At 41.4% G+C, this 18,283-nt stretch carries 15 protein-coding genes; 5 read left to right on the top strand and 10 right to left on the bottom strand.

Translation table 11 applies throughout. The features are described 5' to 3' along the window. Nucleotides 1-213: 213 nt before the first annotated feature. On the bottom strand, nt 214-2,220 hold the full coding sequence (locus tag KNP94_RS15500) for a heavy metal translocating P-type ATPase (protein WP_050678840.1): 2,007 nt from the start codon (nt 2,218-2,220) through the stop codon (nt 214-216). A gap of 432 nt (nt 2,221-2,652) precedes the next feature. Here KNP94_RS15500 and KNP94_RS15495 point away from each other — a divergent pair, with 432 nt between their 5' ends. Beyond that, a complete protein-coding gene (locus KNP94_RS15495; RefSeq protein ID WP_029343432.1) occupies nt 2,653-3,156 on the top strand; it encodes a PCYCGC motif-containing (lipo)protein in 504 nt (167 codons plus the stop codon). Nucleotides 3,157-3,193: 37 nt separating this feature from the next. Here the strand turns inward: KNP94_RS15495 and KNP94_RS15490 are convergent, their stop codons facing one another. From KNP94_RS15490 to KNP94_RS15480, 3 genes are all read right to left on the bottom strand, one after another. Next, entirely contained in the window at nt 3,194-3,874 is a 681-nt protein-coding gene (locus KNP94_RS15490) for a response regulator transcription factor (RefSeq protein ID WP_050678842.1), read from the bottom strand. Between the two features lie 319 nt (nt 3,875-4,193). Next, nucleotides 4,194-4,520, bottom strand: a complete 327-nt coding sequence (locus KNP94_RS15485) for a four-helix bundle copper-binding protein (protein ID WP_071908772.1) — start codon at nt 4,518-4,520, stop codon at nt 4,194-4,196. Between the two features lie 91 nt (nt 4,521-4,611). Continuing rightward, entirely contained in the window at nt 4,612-6,126 is a 1,515-nt protein-coding gene (locus tag KNP94_RS15480) for a multicopper oxidase family protein (protein ID WP_215115940.1), read from the bottom strand. Nucleotides 6,127-6,313: 187 nt separating this feature from the next. On the opposite strand from KNP94_RS15480, the gene KNP94_RS15475 reads away from it, so the two are divergent. Beyond that, nucleotides 6,314-6,886, top strand: a complete 573-nt coding sequence (locus tag KNP94_RS15475; protein ID WP_029343434.1) for a YdhK family protein — start codon at nt 6,314-6,316, stop codon at nt 6,884-6,886. A 60-nt stretch (nt 6,887-6,946) separates the two neighbouring features. Here the strand turns inward: KNP94_RS15475 and KNP94_RS15470 are convergent, their stop codons facing one another. The 4 genes from KNP94_RS15470 to KNP94_RS15455 are packed head-to-tail and all read right to left on the bottom strand — an operon-like array spanning nt 6,947 to nt 10,526. Continuing rightward, on the bottom strand, nt 6,947-7,618 hold the full coding sequence (locus tag KNP94_RS15470) for a response regulator transcription factor (protein WP_029343435.1): 672 nt from the start codon (nt 7,616-7,618) through the stop codon (nt 6,947-6,949). Beyond that, entirely contained in the window at nt 7,615-8,931 is a 1,317-nt protein-coding gene (locus KNP94_RS15465; protein ID WP_050678843.1) for a sensor histidine kinase, read from the bottom strand. The genes KNP94_RS15470 and KNP94_RS15465 overlap by 4 nt, the downstream gene beginning before the upstream one ends. 52 nt (nt 8,932-8,983) lie before the next feature. Then, nucleotides 8,984-9,790 (bottom strand): hypothetical protein, encoded by an 807-nt coding sequence (locus KNP94_RS15460; protein WP_215115939.1) that lies wholly within the window; start codon nt 9,788-9,790, stop codon nt 8,984-8,986. A gap of 37 nt (nt 9,791-9,827) precedes the next feature. Next, the gene (locus KNP94_RS15455; protein ID WP_034786404.1) at nt 9,828-10,526 is read right to left on the bottom strand and encodes a cytochrome c biogenesis CcdA family protein; all 699 of its coding nucleotides are present in this window, start codon (nt 10,524-10,526) and stop codon (nt 9,828-9,830) included. A 230-nt stretch (nt 10,527-10,756) separates the two neighbouring features. On the opposite strand from KNP94_RS15455, the gene KNP94_RS15450 reads away from it, so the two are divergent. Continuing rightward, complete coding sequence (locus KNP94_RS15450; protein WP_214892394.1) at nt 10,757-11,476, top strand: peptidoglycan DD-metalloendopeptidase family protein; 720 nt, start codon at nt 10,757-10,759, stop codon at nt 11,474-11,476. Between the two features lie 54 nt (nt 11,477-11,530). Here the strand turns inward: KNP94_RS15450 and KNP94_RS16085 are convergent, their stop codons facing one another. Beyond that, nucleotides 11,531-13,171: a cytochrome C assembly family protein gene (locus KNP94_RS16085; protein WP_285801700.1), complete on the bottom strand. Its 1,641-nt coding sequence runs from the start codon at nt 13,169-13,171 to the stop codon at nt 11,531-11,533. Further along, complete coding sequence (locus KNP94_RS15440) at nt 13,168-14,808, bottom strand: cytochrome c biogenesis ResB family protein (RefSeq protein WP_214892392.1); 1,641 nt, start codon at nt 14,806-14,808, stop codon at nt 13,168-13,170. The genes KNP94_RS16085 and KNP94_RS15440 overlap by 4 nt, the downstream gene beginning before the upstream one ends. A gap of 540 nt (nt 14,809-15,348) precedes the next feature. On the opposite strand from KNP94_RS15440, the gene KNP94_RS15435 reads away from it, so the two are divergent. Together KNP94_RS15435 and KNP94_RS15430 are read left to right on the top strand one after the other, a co-directional pair. Next, complete coding sequence (locus tag KNP94_RS15435) at nt 15,349-15,714, top strand: ArsR/SmtB family transcription factor (RefSeq protein WP_214892832.1); 366 nt, start codon at nt 15,349-15,351, stop codon at nt 15,712-15,714. Next, nucleotides 15,707-18,127, top strand: a complete 2,421-nt coding sequence (locus KNP94_RS15430; protein WP_214892389.1) for a heavy metal translocating P-type ATPase — start codon at nt 15,707-15,709, stop codon at nt 18,125-18,127. Before KNP94_RS15435 ends, KNP94_RS15430 begins: the two co-directional genes overlap by 8 nt. Nucleotides 18,128-18,283: the final 156 nt, after the last annotated feature.

Genomic DNA, 18,283 nt, shown 5'->3' with positions numbered 1-18,283 from the left:
CTTTTTTTGATGACCCTTGCGCCGACGAGGAGCGAGCTAGAGTACGGAAACAGGACGGCTTGCGGTCTCTTTCCATCAGACAGAGCGGGGCCGCTCTGTTCCATGCTTTTATCTATGGGATCCTATCTGATTGAAAAAAAGAACACACCCTAACTCATGAAGTGAGATAGGGTGTGTTCTTACACAAAAAAGAAAAAATATACCAAACTTCTATTAAATTCTTAATGTTTTCGCATTGATAGCTACGATGACCGTACTCAAACTCATCAAAACTGCTCCAATCGCTGGTGAAAGAATAATGCCGTATGGTGCTAAAATACCTGCAGCTAAAGGAATCGTAATGATATTGTAACCAGCTGCCCACCATAGATTCTGAATCATTTTATTATATGTTTTTTGCGATAGTTCGATGACAGATAAGACGTCCTTTGGATTACTTTTGACAAGGACAATATCAGCCGTTTCTACAGCTACATCTGTTCCACTACCAATCGCAATCCCTACATCCGCTTGTGCGAGAGCTGGTGCATCGTTAATTCCATCCCCTACCATCCCTACTTTTTTTCCTTCTGCTTGCACCTGTCTCACTTGACGTGACTTATCATCCGGTAATACTTCTGCGTACACTTGATCGATCTCAAGTTGGGAAGCGACCCACGAAGCGACTTTTTGATTATCCCCAGTCAGCATGATGGATTGAATCCCTTTCTCCTTTAATTCCTGTACAGTCTTCTTAGCTTCCTCGCGAACGAGGTCGGCAAGGGCGATCATACCGATTAATTCTGTGTCCTTTAAGACAAAGACGACCGTTTTCCCTTCTTCAGACAAATCTTCGAATGTCACTTCGTCGATTTCGAGTTGTTTGTCCCGTACGTATCGCGGACTAACGACGCGGACTTGCTTTCCTTCGACTGTTCCTTCCAATCCTATGCCTGTCATCGATCCAAATCCTGCGACCGATGGTAAATCAAGCTTTCGTCTTTGAACTTCAGTCAAGATCCCGCGAGCAAGTGGATGTTGCGACGACTGTTCGATGGCTCCTGCGAGTCGTAATACTTCTTCCTCACTTATACCTGTACTTGCCATCACATCCGTTACTCCAAAATTACCTTGCGTTAAAGTACCAGTCTTATCAAAGATAACCGCATCTAGTTTTCTTGCCTCTTCGAATTGTGTTCGATTTCGAATCAAAAGACCTCTTTTAGCGGAAAGTGCTGTAGAAACGGATACGACAAGAGGGGCTGCTAAACCAAGAGCGTGTGGACAAGAGATAACCATAACCGTTACCATGCGCTCGATTGCTGTACTAACCGAATATCCAAGTACAATCCAAATCACGAAAGTCAGAACACCTGCTCCCACCGCGAGATAAAAAAGAATTTTTGCTGCTCGATCAGCTAAGTTTTGAGTCCGTGATTTGGAAGATTGCGCTTCACTTACTAAGCCGATGACTTTTGAAAGGTAGGTGCCTTCACCAGTACCTGTCGTCTCGACTGTCAGACCACCTTCTTGATTGATAGAGCCAGCAATCACGGTGTCATTCTCCTGTTTATCTACCGGAAGTGATTCACCGGTAAGCATTGATTCGTCAATCGTTGTTGTTCCTTCGACGATTTTTCCGTCTACCGGTACCTGTTCTCCCGGCTTGATCCGAATGAGATCTCCTGCCTCTAATTCATTGACCGGCACCTCTTCAACCTTCCCATCCTTCACTCGATGCGCCACACTCGGAAGTAACTTTACTAATTCCTGCAACGCATTTGAGGCACCCATGATTGATTTCATTTCAATCCAATGCCCTAATAACATGATGTCGATCAAGGTCGCTAACTCCCAAAAGAAATCATGTCCTTGTCCGAAACCGAATATGATAGCGACACTATAGAAATAGGCTACACTAATCGCTAATGCAATCAACATCATCATTCCAGGATTTTTTTGGCGTATTTCATTAATACTACCTTTTAGGAAGGGCCATCCACCGTAGAAGTAGACAATTGTGGATAGCAAAAGCAAAACAACGTCGTCATATGGAAAGCTAATGTTGATACCCGACCATTCTTGAATCATTTTGGAAAGTAGCAGGATTGGAATGGTCAACATTAACGATACGAGAAATCTTTTCTTGAAGTCTCCGATCATTCCTTCATGTTCATGATGTGAAGCACTCATTTGTTGGTCTTCATGATGAGTATGTTCGTGATGGATATGGTGATTCATAAGAAAACCTCCTTTTACGTACTATATACCTGTATGGTGTATATAGAGAGATCATGACTATATAGAGCTACATCTCGTTTTTACTTCCAGTTAAACTTATATATATAAATATAAAATGTATTTTGACACACTAAAAAATAAAAATTATCATACAAGTATAGGATATATTTTAAAAAATGAGACCATTTGTTTGAATAGGACTATTTAGCGCCAAAATCACAAGTACTGAAACTTTAAAAAGAATTAAAGGACAAGTTCGAGGTAGACATCAAATGATTGATGACAATTCATGAATTAACTGAACTGATGAAGACTATGGTCAAATGAACGAATAGGTACTATCGTGAACAGACAAATGAGCTAATACAAAAAACGCAATTAAAAAGCTTTGTTTTATACACCTACAAAATTATCTCTAAGGAGAATCCAATCGTGAAACTTAACATACTCTTAAAAAGCGTAAGTCTTATTAGCCTATCCCTGATTGCGGTCGGCTGTGCTCAATCCCCGATGAAGTCTTCTACTCCCAATCATTCAAAGGAGGTAGATCATGCGAAACATATGAGCGGTGACAAGATTGAAGAAACATCATCATCGTTGATACTTCCCACGTTTTTAAAAACCCAACCTGAAGATGTACGAAATGTTTATCAAGCTGTAGGGAAAAATCGTAAACTACTAGAGAAAATACCTTGCTATTGCGGTTGCGGTGAAACAGTCAATCATAAAAATAATTATGATTGCTTTATAGAAGAAAACGCGACGAATGGATCTGTGAAATGGACAAGTCACGGAACGACATGCAGCACCTGTCTCGAGATTGCTGTAAAGTCTATTTTGAAGCAACGGGACGGAGAATCGGTTAAAGATATTCGTTCTGCAATCGATTCTTCATATAAAGATGGATACTCGAAGCCGACACCGACTCCCTTATGATTTTTATGATGACACTTTTGCTCCTATAGTAAGAGTGTCATTTCGTTTCATTCTCACTCCAACGATATCCTCTCCCCCAAATTGTTTTCAGATGCCTATCGATCGGGTAATCTAACTCTCTTAACTTTTCTCTAATCATCTTAATATGAGAATCAACTGTCCTCGGATCCGATTCTGACGTATAAGACCAAACGAATTCATAAAGCTCTAGTCTGTTGAAAAGCCTTCCAGGATGTTGAAGGAATAGTCGCAGTAATGCATGTGCTTTTGGTGTAAAGTCAATCGACTTGCCATCTAGTAAAATTAAATTGTTGCTCTCATCGAACGTAAGTCCGTGGTAGATAACGGGTTCTTTTGCTTTCCTTCTCATGACAGACCGAACTCTTGCTAAAAGTACGTCCCCGTTAAACGGCTTTGTGACATAATCTGTAGCTCCAGCATCTAGTCCTTTGACGATGGATTCAGCATCATTTAGAGCCGTTATCATGATGATAGGGACTTCCGGGTGAGAATCCGTTATTTTCTTACATACTTCGAATCCATCGTACATTGGCATCATTACATCCAATAAAATCAAATCGAAGGTTTCTTTTTTCACTTTCTCTAAAGCTTCGATCCCATCATTCGCCATACTACATTCATATCCTATTGGTTCTAGATAGAGTCTTAATAATTGCCTCATTCTTATTTCATCATCAACAATTAATATTTTATCCATCCTAGTCACCACCTCTTACATTAAAATTTTTTAATAATAAATGATTGTTAGTCTATTTCCTCATAAATTTCACGAACTTTCTATATAATCAATTCAACCTATAGAATGGAGTTGATTTTCATGAAAGTGTTTATGAAGAGTTTGGTCGTTATCCTCTATGTATCCTTATTTTCTCTCACCATACTACTGGTCTATAAGGGTTATGAACTTTTTCATAACTAAGTATCTTAGTGCTTATAAATGAAAGAGCATCAGCTTTTTAGCTCATACCTTTTTCGGCATGGCGACATAGATGCTCCTTCATTTTTAACACTTCGCTTTAAGCAATTAATTTACGACAGACTTTTGCACATTCATTACAGGCCTCAGCGCACTTTTTACAATGATCATGATCATGTTTCGAACATTCGTCGGCACATCTTTCACAAATTTCAACACAGCTTCTTGCAAGAACATCAATATTGCTGCTGTTTCGAGAAATAGCTTGTACTAAAAGACTACAAATTTCAGAACAATCTCTGTCTAGACGTATACACTCTGCCATCGAAGAAACATGATGTTCACTCAAACACGCATCAAAGCATTCATTACAAGTCACTATACAGTTGTGTAGGGCACCTAAGATTTCTTGTTGTCCAGTATTCATTCTAAAATACCTCCATTTTCCGTCTTTTTTGACTTACACAAAGCCTATTTCCTTAGTTTGTGAAAAAAAGATGAAAACATTCACCTATTTTTTAGTCCACTTTCAACTGACCCATCATTCCGTTCTCTTCATGTTCAAGGATATGGCAATGGTACATGAATACCCCTTTTTCCTTGAAAGTCATCTGAATCTTAACTCGTTCATCTGGTTTTATAGCGATAGTGTCTTTTAGACCTGCTTCTTGATTATCCAGTTTCTGTCCGTTTCGCTCTAATACTTTGAATTGGACTCCATGAATGTGGAAGGGATGAGTCATTCCACCCATCATGTCTTTTTTATTATAGACCTCCCAAATTTCGGTTTCTCCTTGTTTCGCTTTAATATCGATTCTCTTCTCATCAAACTTTTTCCCATTGATTTCAACATTTTTGCCCATCCCGAAAAGAGTTAACTTTTGATTCACTGTAGACAAGGTCTTTAGCGGCTTTTCATATCCACTTTTCGGCGCCAATGCACTTAGGTTCGTCCCTTGTTTATCCTTCAGCTTGAAGTTAACGACCCTTACTCCATTCGTCTCAAATGAAACAGTCTCACCAATTTTTCTTTTTGAAAAGTCTACCAATACCTCTATACGTTCGCCTGGACTTAATTCAATTTTCTTTACGTTTTTCGGTTTTGAGATGTAACCACCATCATCAGCAATTTTTTTAAAGGATGAACCGTCAGATAGCTTCACTACGTAGTTACGTGCATTGGAGCCATTTATCAATCTGACTCTAAGTTGCGAATATTTTACGTTGAAATATGGATTAATCGTACCGTTTACGAGGAGGGTATCGCCTAAAGCCCCATCTGTTTTTTCTACATCAGCATATCCAAGGACATTCCTGTTTTTAACTTTTCGATCTTGAAGAATTAATGGAATATCATTTTCACCATATTTTTGAGGTAGCATCGTCTCTTTAGTTTTTTCATCTTTTACGTACAACAATCCTGCTAACCCCTTGTATACTTGTTCAGCAGTTTTCCCCATTGGATGTGGATGAAACCACAATGTCGATTCATCTTGCTTCACTTTAAACTTTACTACCTTCGTTTCACCAGCTTTCACGACTTGATGTGGTCCGCCATCTACGGATGATGGTACAACAAGACCGTGCCAATGGAATGTAGTCGCTTCTGATAAGCGATTCACCGTACGGATTGTTACTATTTTTCCTTTTTTCAATTCCACTACAGGACCTAAATAATTTCCGTTATATCCTAGAGTTTCAGTTTTTTTACTATCTCGGAAGAACTGTGTCTCCCCTTGTTTAGCGACAATCGTGTATTGAATGGAATTCTTGGTTTCACGATCGGATTTTAGCATCTTAGGGATGTTCAATCGTCGCTCTTTTTCTTCAGTTGATTTTAAATCGACACTCGCGCCATGTCCCATACCTTCCATCATAGTCTGATTTGTAGTAGTGTTCCCTCCATTCATCATAGATTTCATGTGCTGTTTGTTATTTGGCATAGTACCTCGGATAAAAAGTAAATACGAACCGCCCACTATAATCATGAGAGTAAAGATACCGATAGTTGCGATTAACCATCTTTTCTTCACATGGATCATTCCCTTCAATTAATTATTATCTTTAACTTAAAGAATGATTGTGAAAAAAATATGTCTTTCCACCCATGAATTTTATAGTTTTTTTCAATGTGTTACTTTTCTGCTCTCTGCAATGTTTCTGCAAATTTATGTGATAGAGTCTATGGAAAGCATAAAAAAACAATTGGAGGTAATTTTTATGAAATTAAAGAAAAAGATTTTTATGACAACTATGGCTGCTTCGCTTTCTTTAGCACTCGCTGCGTGCGGAAGCAATGGTGATGATTCTAAATCAACAGGAAGCATGGATAAAAATATGGACGGTATGGATCATTCGACGATGGACATGTCTGGATCGAAAGAGGTTCCGAAAGGGCTCCAAGAGGCTAAAAACCCTAAATTTAAAGTTGGCGACATGGCGATGATCAAAGAAGCACATATGGAAGGCATGAAAGGGGCCGAGGCTAAAATTGTAGGAGCTTATGATACTACTGCTTATAGCATTTCTTATGACCCTACAAATGGCGGGAAACGCGTCACGAATCATAAATGGATTATTCAAGAAGAGATTGTAGATGCCAAGTCATCTCCTTATGAAGTAGGCGATGAAGTAAAAGTAGACGCGGATCATATGAAAGGAATGAAGGATGCTACGGCCACTATCGACTCAGCTAAGCAAACAACAGTGTATATGATTGATTTCGAATCGACTACAGGTGAAGAAGTGAAAAATCATAAATGGGTGACTGAAGACGAACTATCTGCAGAATAAACGATAAACAAGAGAGGAACGGTTTTTTAACCGTTCCTCTCTTGTCTTATTTCTCCTTATTTAAGGAACCCACTTGTAACCAATTCCCCATACTGTGCGAAAGTGTTCTTCAATAGGAAACTCGAGTTTCCTAAGTTTTTCTCTTAAGTTTCTTACATGAGAGTCGACCGTTCGTTCATCTGTCCACTCATTTGCTAACCATAAACTTGAGAGCAGTTCCTCTCTTGAATAGACACGTTCTGGATTTTTTAATAACTTAGCAAGTAATGAAAATTCCTTTGGCGTGACTTTGACTAAATGATTATCATAATACAGCTCATGGGCGTCTTCATTTAAGATTAGACCCGACGATTCGATTTTTGATCCTGAAGAAACTGTAGTTCGTCTGAAAATCGATTGAATTCTTGCCTTCAATTCCGCCTCGTCGAACGGTTTCACAATGTAATCATCTGCTCCCAGTTGTAATCCTTTTACGATTTCTTCTTTTCCGTCGAGTGCTGTCAATAAAATGATTGGTACATTCGAAACTTCCCTTATCCTTTGACAGGTCTCAAAACCATCCATTAAAGGCATCATCACATCCAATATGATTAAGTCAGGCTCATCTACATCAATCAAGTTCAATATCTCTCTTCCGCTGTTCAGCTTAATACAGGTATAACTGTCTTGCAGATAGAGTTCAATCAGTTCTAACATTCGATTCTCATCATCTACCAAAGCAATGGTTCTCATCCTGGAATCCCCCTCAAGTCAATGACAACTTTCAGCCCGTTTTCTACATTAATAGCTACGATGGTCCCTTTGTGCGCTTCAACTATTTCTTTCGTGATAGCCAAACCGAGCCCAGTACCTCCTGTTTCACGATTTCGTGAAGAATCTACTCGATAAAAACGATCAAAAAGATACGGGAGTGATTGCTCATCCACACCACCACCTTCATCCGTAACTTCAATAAAGTTTTCATCAAGTTTTAAAAATACGCGTTTGTTCGCATGTGTATATTTTAGCGCGTTATCCAGTAAATTTAAGAGAACCTGATCAAATCTAGCTTGGTCTATCTCTTTGTAGATAGGAGTTTTATTAATTTGAAGAATTAATTTCACTTGTTTCTCCTCAAATTTAAAAATTATTCTTTCACTGATTTTTTTTAAGAAATCATTCATCTCTGTGATCTGAGGATCTATTTGAAAATGTGGCTCTTCCAATCTAGCAAGTTCAAACAAATCCTCAATCAGTTCTTGAAGTCTTTCGGATTCCTCATAGATAATATCTCCAAATCTCGATTCGTCTTTTTTGAGGAGTCCTGCATATCCCTTAATGTAGGTAATCGGCGTACGCAATTCATGTGTGATTGAAGTCAGAAATTGCTTTCTTGTATTTTGAATGTGACGTAAATCAACAGATAACTTAGTGATCGCTCGTGCTAAATCTCCTACTTCGTCGCTTCTCTCAGCTTCTCTGATTTTCAGCACCTCGCCTTTACTTAACTTTACCGTTGCCTCTTTCATTGATAAAAGTGGCTTTATAATGATATAACTCAAAAAATAAACACTTACTAATAGAAAAAGTACTAACAAGAATAGAGAGAACACTACTTGTTGTTTCAATTCCCCCATCAAATGCTGTATATACTTCGTCGGCTCTAACATGATTATTTGACCGCCATCTTCAATATTACTCACCGTCACTAAAAATTTGCCCTCTCTCCAATTACCTTCTACGATTCCATCCTTTTTTTGAATCCAATCCGGGTTCAAAAATTGTTCAGCGTCGTTAGATGAATCGACGACTTGATTATTTTTGTCTAAGATAATCACATCAGTCATCGCCTTTTCCTCCATTAAAACAACGTGTTCAACTGTTTGCTTGTCGAAGTTAGTGGAAAGAACATCTCGATGACTATTGCCTCTCTCTTGAAGGCTCTCCAGTTCACTTTCTACTTGTTGATGCTCAAGAATGTTGTATACAATAGCAGATGAGAGAATGAAAATCATGAGAATCCCGAAAAAATAAAATAACGTTATTTTAAATGAAAGTTTATTCATAAAGTACCTTTCTCATTTAAGATGATTACATATAAAAACAAACTGTTGAGATTTAGAAAAGAAAGTATTCTTCATTTAGGCGATACACAAAAGAGCTTTTATCATTTGATTCTTTTAAAAGGACAATTCCTTGAATATTGCTCCACAAATAATTAGCGAAATCATAATCACTAAAATTAGCCTCACGAGTAGAATGCGTCATGAAACATTCTATTTTTGTAATCGTATACATTCCCTCCGAATCACGTTGATAATCGAAAGAAAAAGAACCCTTTATATTAAGCCTTTGAGCAATTATTGCTACGCACTCCTCTAAAATCGAGTTGGCAAACACCTCGTATGAAAGAACAGTATCTTGGTACCGTTCATACTCTTCTCTCATAAAACAGCAAATCACTTCACTAGATCGATAATCGACATATGCATCAATTTTCCCCACCTTTACACCTTCAGGCGCATTCTTTATCTGTTCAAAAGAATAAGTGAAAGTATTACCTTGAACCGAAAATGAATCATGAAGTACTGTTTTATCCCAGTCAAAGGATGTTATAAACGCTACGTTATTTTTTCTCATTTTCAACTTATGTTTTGATAACGTAGATGCTTCTTGTTCGCTTAAAGGGATAATCCAGCCTATTTCTTGAGAAGTACAATATTCAATCAGATTACTAATATACCCTTCTTCTGATTCTTTTTTTGAAAATGAATCAAAATATTTAAAATCAGGAAATAGCTTTCGAACCCATCCTTCTTTTGAAGAAATATGAATATCTATACTTACAGGTTTAAGTTGTTTTATGTTCTCCATCACTTTCCAGTTTTCCTCTACTCCCATTATCAGGACATTTTCACGAGACATTTACGATGCATCTCCTTTCGAAATAGAAAATAGAGCGTCAGAACCCTCTAAACCCTGTAAAATCAATCAATATTGTAGTTAGTTTCGTCAGACCATCGAAATACAATATGATACCTAATAAAATCATAAACCAGCCACCTATTTTCATAACCTTTGAAGAATAATTCATTAAGTATCTGGATTTCCCGACCAAAAACGACATCAAGAAAAATGGAATAGAAAAACCTAGTACATAAAAGAGCATATATAAAAATCCATTACTAGGATTCGTGGCGATCAAAGCAATAACTCCAGCGAGGATTGGTCCTGTACAAGGAGTCCATCCAGCAGCCGATCCGACTCCGACAATAAACGTTCCGATATAACCACGCTTTCTTTTTCCTAAGTTCATTCTTCGCTCTTTAAGTAAAAATATTGGGGTCCACAGACCAGTTAAAATAACACCGAATATGAATAAAATAAGTGCACCGCTCATCCGTAGAACATCTTTATACACTATAAAAAAATCAGCCAAATATGACGTTGAAAAACCCATCACTAAAAATACGCTCGAAAATCCAAGTAAGAAAACGAATGTATGGGGAACACCATTCCAGTTCCACTTTTTATTTTCTTTTAACTCTGTAACTGAAATTCCTGTAATGTAAGATAGAAAAACAGGATACAAAGCTAGGCAACATGGCGAGATAAAAGATAAAAACCCTGCCCCAAAAGCTAACAAAAAAGATAACTCCATCAAATTCCTCCCGAACTCTAAAAAATAAATCTTTTTTTAAGATGTATAAAAAAGAAATGTGTTTAATTTTAATCATAAAATCTGTTTGTGAAAAACCTATGCATTTTTTGATTAAATCTCGTATCAATTTTTGAAATGAATTTGATACACTTTTTTGTAATATAGTGATGCTATACTCCTTTTAACAAATCGTTTGTCACCGTATCTTTATCTTTAAAGGAGTACAACTAATGAAAAACAAGGTAATACTTATCGCTTCTAGCGTCTTACTCACAACAACTTTTTCAATGCATAGCCCAAAAGTTGAAGCAAGTAGTGCATATAAAGTAAAAGTAAAGACAGACGATCTCCGTGTTCGGACTGGTCCTTCTCTCAATTACAATATAGTCGGCGTGACTAACACTGGTCAGACTTTTTCTTATTTAGGAAAAAAAGGAGCTTGGACAAAAGTACTTTACAAAGGGAACACACGGTATATCTATAGTTCTTACCTAAAAAAATATAAGAGCCACGTTGCAAAAAAAATGACGTATAATGAGTCTCTTTTTGCTTCTCCTACTAAAGGGAGGCTGACCCAAGGATACGGAAAATCTAATGGCGCTTACGGTTATACATTCCATAATGGCGTTGATCTAGCTGCAACAAAAGGCACACCTGTCTATGCTTCTGCGAGTGGAAAAGTCACTACCTCTAAAAACAGCGGTGCATATGGTAAACACGTTATGATTTCACATAGTCTAAAGAATCAAAAATACGTAACCGTTTATGCTCATATGAATAGTCTTTCGGTAAAAAGTGGTCAGACAGTCTCTAAAGGTATGAAGATTGGAACAGTTGGGAATACAGGAAACTCGTTCGGAAATCATTTACACTTTGAGATTCATAAAAACAGTTATAAATACAGCAGTTATTCTGCAGCGAATAGTGTCAACCCAATGAACTATTTGTAACCTAAAAAAAAAAGAAAAGATGATGTCCGAGGACATCATCTTTTCTTTTTACGTTCATTGCTGAGGACGACGACGAAGTGCGAAGAATCCGAGGATCGAAGCGGCTGCGATTCCGAGTAATGACCAGAGGATACCCGCTGAAGATTGTGATTCAGCTGCTCCACCAAGACCGGTGTTCGGCATTCCGGCCGGGCTGCCTTGGAATTTATCCGGGAACTGATCGACGATCGCTGTCGCTGTCCCTTCACCGACTCCGTACATGTGACCGTAGGCTTCACGGATCGCCGGGTACGTTTTGTCGTAATCTTTTTCATTGTAGCTGTTGAACGCCAGTAACAGTTGATCAATGTGAACCTTGAGTCCTTCTTCTAAGTCTTTCGACTTCAGGCGTCCTTCCGTTGCGGCATCGAGGAAGGCGGCTTGTTCGACGCGGTACTCATCCAGTTCCTGAACGGCCATGTCGCGTGCTTCCTCGTCTTTCGCGCCTGTTGCTTTGACATAATCGACGAAGTAGCCGATGTGGCTCGACCAGATCTTCTTGAACTCTTGTGCGGCTTCGCTACCGTACACCGACCCGATTGAAGCGGACAAATCGTCTGTATTTTCGTTCAAGGCACCTGCCGCTGCGTCAAAGTCCTTCGCACCGTCAATCCCTTTTTGCATCGTCAGAATCGCAAGCGCTGCGTGTTCTGAGAAGTTTCGGTTCAGTCCGGCACGGAGATCCGCTGCCGGTGTATCGACTTTCGTATTTTTGAATTTATCCGGATATTGATCGACGATGGCGCCGGACAACCCTTCACCCACCATATACATATGCTCGATGGCGATACGCAGGTTGCTGTACGTGGCATCATAGTCGCCCGCGACATAGCTGTCAAACGATGTCAGCAATTGCGTGATATGGACTTTCAATCCACCTTCTAAATCAGCCGCTTTCAGACGACCTTCTGTTGCCTTGTCGAGGAACGCCGCTTGTTCGACGCGGTATTCGTCGAGTTCTTTTAAGGCTTTTTGTTTCGCTTCTTCATCTTTGGCACCCGTCGCTTTGACATAATCGACGAAGTAGCCGATATGGCTCGACCAGATTTCCTTGAACGCTTCGCCCGCTTCATCCCCGTAAACGGATCCGACCGCGGCCGAAAGATTATCCGTATTTTGACTCAAGGCACCTGCTGCCTGATCGAAATCTTCTTTTCCGTCAATTCCTTTTTGCATCGTGACGACTGCTGCACTTATCGCCAGTATCCCTTCCGCAATGACCACCGTACTGACATGAATCGCCAGCCAGTTCGTTTGGAGCGCGGGGATCAATGGACTGATTTCATTCGGAAACATGCTGGCATACGCAATGATCAGCAAGGCAACCGGCAATACAACCATTCCTAAAACGGGTGTTTTATAGAGAAAATAAAGAATGATAAATCCTCCGACCAGCGTCATGCCAAACGCTGTCGTGAATTCAAACATGTTACTCAGCGGTGCATGGCCGGATACAGCCCAGCGGGTGAAAAAATAACCCAAATTCGCAAGAAAACCGAAAACAGTAACGGTAATTGCCACCTTCCCCCAACGCTGTTCCGAGTCGAACGACCCTTTTTTATTCCCTTTTACAGCTCCTCCAAATACGAATGTGGCAATCAGATACGCAAAGAAAGCGATATACAGTAAATTCGAGCTAATGGCGGTTAATGTCATGATCGCAGTTCCCCTTCCTTTTCCGTTTCTTCCTGCTGGTCGCTATAAGCAGGGAGTGATGCATATGCAGAAATTTGTTCGAGGTCTTTCTTCAAGCCGAACCAGTTTTTGTTCGTATGTCCAGCAAGCAGAATGTCGCCGCTATCGGTTCGCAGCAACCAGAACCGGCGGTGATTAAAGTACATCCCCTGTGCTACCCCTATCATAAAAATCAGACCTCCAAGACCCAGGATGGGCAAGGTTCGGTCTTTTCGGACGGTCAGGCCGGAGACATTTCGTGTTTCGGCACTTTGAAAAGCCAATTTGTATTGGTTGTCGCCAAATGGTTCGATGGTGTTTTGGATGGTAATGAAACTGGTTTCCCCTTTCGGCGTTGCCGGTGTGGTCATCTCCACAAGGAAACCTGGGTTGTCTGGCAGCGGATTCGCCGTTTGCGGTTCTCCATTTTCAAAACCGGAAAAATTCGGGTAATAACCGAGCAGTTCGACTGTCGATCCGTTCATCAATTCATACTTATCATCAGGATCGATCAAGTCAATGGTCAATTCCCCCATAGATTCTTGAGACTTTTTCTCCGTTAAAGCGAATGTCATCGTTTTTAATTCATTCAGCTTGTAATCCATCTGATACAGGGCATAGCCATCAAATTTTAACGGATGGTTCACACGGATGGGGTACTCTTTGACAATTTCCAAGTTATCAGTTGCCCCTGGCAAACTGCCTTCAGGCGCTTGATAAAGTACGATATCTGTCTGGTAGTTTTTCGCGACCGTTCCCACACGGTCGAGGGCTTCACCGAATCTGGCTTCTTCGCCTTCACCTGTATACGTTTCCAATGCAAACTTCACATTTTCCAAGGAATAGCCCGGCACTTCCGGAATAGCCCGTGTTTCCCCTTCCCGAATCCACAGTGTTTCATCGACATAAAAACCAGGGATCATCCGCAACATGACACCGGAAAGGAAAATAATTAGTCCGATATGATTGACATATGGGCCCCATCTGGAGAACCGACCTTTTTCAGCCAATAGCCCGTTTTTATCCGTTCTGACTTTATACTTCAATTCCTTCAATTTGGCTTCGGCTTTTTGCAGTGTATCGTCGGCGCCAGGACCCTGCCCATAGATGCGCTGTTTGTCCATAAAGCTGGAATGGCGCAGAACTCGTTGATTTTTCAACGATTTATAAAGAGGGACAAAACGGTCTAAGCTGGCAATCACCAACGAAATCGCCAACATCCCGACTAATGCGATAAACCAATAGGAACTGTATAAGTCGTGGAAGCCGAGAAAATGATAGACACGGCCAACGCTGCCATAAGTATCGGCGTAATAAGCTTTGATAGTCGCTTCTGTATTTGCTGGAACAAAAGCTTGCTGCGGGAGGATTGTGCCGATGGCCGCTGCAACCAGCAGGATGACAATAATACTGACGCCCACTTTCACGCTTGAAAAGAAGTTCCAGATTTTGTCGATAATGGATTTGTTATAGGTTTGTGAACGTCTAGCCGTTCCTTCGTAGCGCATATCCACCAATTTGCTGTTTTGTTCTTTACCAGTCAAAGACCGGCCACACGCTTCACATAAGTCTGTTCCGGGCGGGTTTACATGTCCGCATTTGCATTGCGTATTCTCCATCAACAAATCTCCTTACTCTATTTTAATCAGCTTCATCTGGATGTAACTATTCTCTATATAAAGGGATTTAGCTACAACGCAATCACACCATCTTGATTGACTAAAATTCTTTCTGCTTTGTTTCCCCTACTGGAGAAGGCGCTGTCTTGTCGTGGAACGTGTTGTCTTACTTTAGAATTTTAAATCGCAATATCGATGACTCAACATAATGGAGTGAGTATTGCATGGCCTACTGGTTCTTGCAGTAATATTTGACATGACCACATTGGATTTATCTAAAGGAAGGGATACCAAGCAACAGACATGAGAAGGAAAAGCAGGTAACATATGGACATATTATTTTTTGATTTTTTCTCCAACTAACATTCCCTCACGTTCTCCCTCTTATTTTCTAGCAATTAACACTAAACATTGAAACATTCATTTGAATATTAGAATTGACAAAACAGCGAACTCTTTCTATACTTACGTTAATCAAACGATCGTTTGAACTTCAAATATTTGAATGAGGTGGGAAATATGCAAAAAGAGACAGTCCGTATACAAAATGCAATCTGTGAGGTTAGTTGTGTAGACGAGGAAAAAGTTACGCGAGTGAAAAATGAATTGACGCAGCAAAACCCGTTGGAAGTAGCGAAAATCTTCAAGGCGTTGTCGGATGATACGCGAATCAAGATCGCCTATGCCTTGTCGTTGGAGGACAAACTCTGTGTTTGCGACGTTGCGAACATCATCGGCTCTTCTACGGCAACAGCCTCCTACCATCTGCGCCTGTTGAATAAGATGGGATTGGCGAAATACCGTAAGGAAGGGAAACTGGTCTATTACTCATTGGATGACGCACATGTGAAACATCTCGTGCAAGTGGCCTTCACCCATCAGAAGGAGGGTGTCAGCGTTGGTTGAAAAAACGAAGGAAACAGAAGATAAAACGGTCTACCGGGTCGAAGGGTTTTCATGCGCGAACTGCGCCGGGAAATTCGAGAAGAACGTCAAAAATCTTTCCGGTGTTGAGGATGCAAAAGTAAACTTTGGCGCTTCGAAAATTTCCGTTTACGGTGAAGCGACGGTCGAGGAACTGGAAAAAGCCGGTGCTTTCGAGAATTTGAAAGTGGCCCCGGAAAAACCGAAACGCCAGACAGCTCCGGAAGTGAAAGTCGCCATTGAAGACAAAAATGTTTTCCGTGTGGAAGGCTTTACGTGTGCCAACTGTGCCGGGAAGTTTGAGAACAACGTCAAGCAAATTCCCGGTGTCCAAGATGCAAAAGTGAATTTCGGGGCTTCGAAAATTTCCGTTTATGGTGCGGCCTCGGTTGAAGAATTAGAGAAAGCCGGTGCGTTCGAAAATCTGAAGGTCGCGCCTGAAATTACTGGTCGTCCAGCGGGTTCGAAAACGGAAGCCGAAAAAGCGACCGTTAAAAAAGAGGACAAAGTGCCGTTCTACCAAAAACACAGCACTTTGCTCTACTCCACCCTGTTGATCGTTTTCGGGTACATTTCCCAGTACGCAAATGGAGAAGAAAATTTGATAACATCCCTCCTATTCGTAGCGTCCATTGTCATTGGCGGCTACTCGCTCTTCAAAGTCGGTTTCCAGAATTTAATACGACTGGATTTCGACATGAAGACCCTCATGACCGTCGCGGTCATAGGGGCAGCCTTTATCGGCGAATGGGCGGAAGCGTCCATCGTCGTCATTCTCTTTGCCATCAGTGAAGCACTGGAACGCTATTCCATGGACCGGGCCCGTCAATCCATCCGTTCGTTAATGGACATTGCCCCGAAAGAGGCACTTGTCCGGCGCAATGGACAAGAACAGTTGATTTCGGTGGACGACATTGCCATCGGGGATACCATGATCGTCAAACCCGGACAAAAGATTGCGATGGACGGCATGGTGGTCAACGGCTATTCGGCGGTCAATCAGGCAGCGATTACGGGTGAATCCGTGCCCGTCGGCAAAACGGTGGATGATGAAGTCTTCGCCGGCACGCTGAATGAAGAAGGCTTGCTCGAAGTCAAAGTCACGAAGCTGGTCGAAGACACAACCATTGCAAAAATCATCCATTTGGTAGAAGAAGCACAAGGCGAACGGGCCCCTTCCCAGGCATTTGTCGATAAATTCGCCAAATATTATACACCGATCATCATGGCTGTTGCCGCACTCGTGGCCATTGTCCCTCCCCTCTTGTTTGACGCCAGCTGGGAAACCTGGGTCTACCAAGGATTGGCTGTGCTAGTCGTAGGCTGCCCGTGTGCTTTGGTCATTTCGACTCCGATTTCGATTGTATCTGCTATCGGGAACGCAGCGAAAAAAGGCGTTTTGGTAAAAGGCGGCGTGTATTTGGAAGAAATGGGTGCCATCAAAGCCATCGCGTTTGACAAGACCGGCACCTTGACCAAAGGGGTTCCGGTTGTCACGGACTTTGAAGTGCTGAACAAGGGAATCAGTGAAAAAGAGCTGCTTTCTATCGTCACAGCACTGGAGTACCGCTCACAGCATCCCCTTGCTTCGGCCATCATGAAAAAAGCGGATGCAGAAAATATTTCTTATTCTTCGGTCTTGGTCGAGGACTTCTCATCCATTACCGGCAAAGGGATTAAAGGAACCGTCGAAGGAACCACGTACTATATCGGCAGCCCGATCCTCTTCAACGAGCTGGGCGCCGCAAGTGCCGATGAGAACTTGGAACAAAATGTAACAGCCCTTCAAAATCAGGGCAAGACAGCCATGATCATCGGAACGGAACAAACTATCCTCGCGGTCATTGCCGTGGCGGATGAAGTCCGTGAATCCAGCAAGGAAGTCATCCAGAAGCTGCATCAAATGGGCATCAAGAAGACAATCATGCTGACGGGCGACAACAAAGGGACCGGTCAGGCCATCGGCCAGCAGGTCGGCGTCACCGAAATCCAGGCAGAACTGATGCCGGAGGACAAGTTGAATTTCATCAAACACTTAAGATCTGAATACGGCAACGTAGCGATGGTCGGAGACGGCGTGAACGATGCTCCGGCACTCGCTGCTTCTACTGTCGGAATTGCCATGGGCGGTGCCGGAACCGATACCGCTATGGAGACCGCTGATGTGGTCTTGATGGGTGACGACTTGAGCAAACTGCCCTTCACGGTGAAGTTAAGCCGGAAATCCTTGAACATCATCAAAGCGAACATCGCGTTTGCCCTCGGCATCAAATTGATTGCGCTGCTGTTGGTCATTCCGGGCTGGCTGACCCTTTGGATCGCCATCATGTCCGATATGGGCGCTACCCTTCTGGTTGCGCTAAACAGCTTACGGCTGATGCGCGTAAAAGAGTAACGAAAAGAGCTTTCCTATCCAATGGAAAGCTCTTTTCTGAAATACATAGTAATTGTTCATATGTATTAAACATTCTCTTTTAATCTTTTAGATAAAGGGTATGGAGCATTAAGAGAGGCGCTTTTGTCGTTAAGTAGCATATTGTTCCAGAAAGTC

It is taken from the genome of Exiguobacterium sp. s80 (genome assembly GCF_018618725.1).
Lineage (GTDB): Bacteria > Bacillota > Bacilli > Exiguobacteriales > Exiguobacteriaceae > Exiguobacterium_A > Exiguobacterium_A oxidotolerans.
This window is presented reverse-complemented; position numbering and strand designations above follow the sequence as displayed.

Bases quoted from the DNA above. Each gene is read 5' to 3' on its own strand.
- KNP94_RS15490 (WP_050678842.1), bottom strand. From the start codon at position 3,874: ATGGATAAAATATTAATTGTTGATGATGAAATAAGAATGAGGCAATTA.
- KNP94_RS15475 (WP_029343434.1), top strand. From the start codon at position 6,314: ATGAAATTAAAGAAAAAGATTTTTATGACAACTATGGCTGCTTCGCTT.
- KNP94_RS15465 (WP_050678843.1), bottom strand. From the start codon at position 8,931: ATGAATAAACTTTCATTTAAAATAACGTTATTTTATTTTTTCGGGATT.
- KNP94_RS15485 (WP_071908772.1), bottom strand. From the start codon at position 4,520: ATGAATACTGGACAACAAGAAATCTTAGGTGCCCTACACAACTGTATA.
- KNP94_RS16085 (WP_285801700.1), bottom strand. From the start codon at position 13,171: ATGACATTAACCGCCATTAGCTCGAATTTACTGTATATCGCTTTCTTT.
- KNP94_RS15450 (WP_214892394.1), top strand. From the start codon at position 10,757: ATGAAAAACAAGGTAATACTTATCGCTTCTAGCGTCTTACTCACAACA.
- KNP94_RS15440 (WP_214892392.1), bottom strand. From the start codon at position 14,808: ATGGAGAATACGCAATGCAAATGCGGACATGTAAACCCGCCCGGAACA.
- KNP94_RS15460 (WP_215115939.1), bottom strand. From the start codon at position 9,790: ATGTCTCGTGAAAATGTCCTGATAATGGGAGTAGAGGAAAACTGGAAA.
- KNP94_RS15455 (WP_034786404.1), bottom strand. From the start codon at position 10,526: ATGGAGTTATCTTTTTTGTTAGCTTTTGGGGCAGGGTTTTTATCTTTT.
- KNP94_RS15470 (WP_029343435.1), bottom strand. From the start codon at position 7,618: ATGAGAACCATTGCTTTGGTAGATGATGAGAATCGAATGTTAGAACTG.
- KNP94_RS15500 (WP_050678840.1), bottom strand. From the start codon at position 2,220: ATGAATCACCATATCCATCACGAACATACTCATCATGAAGACCAACAA.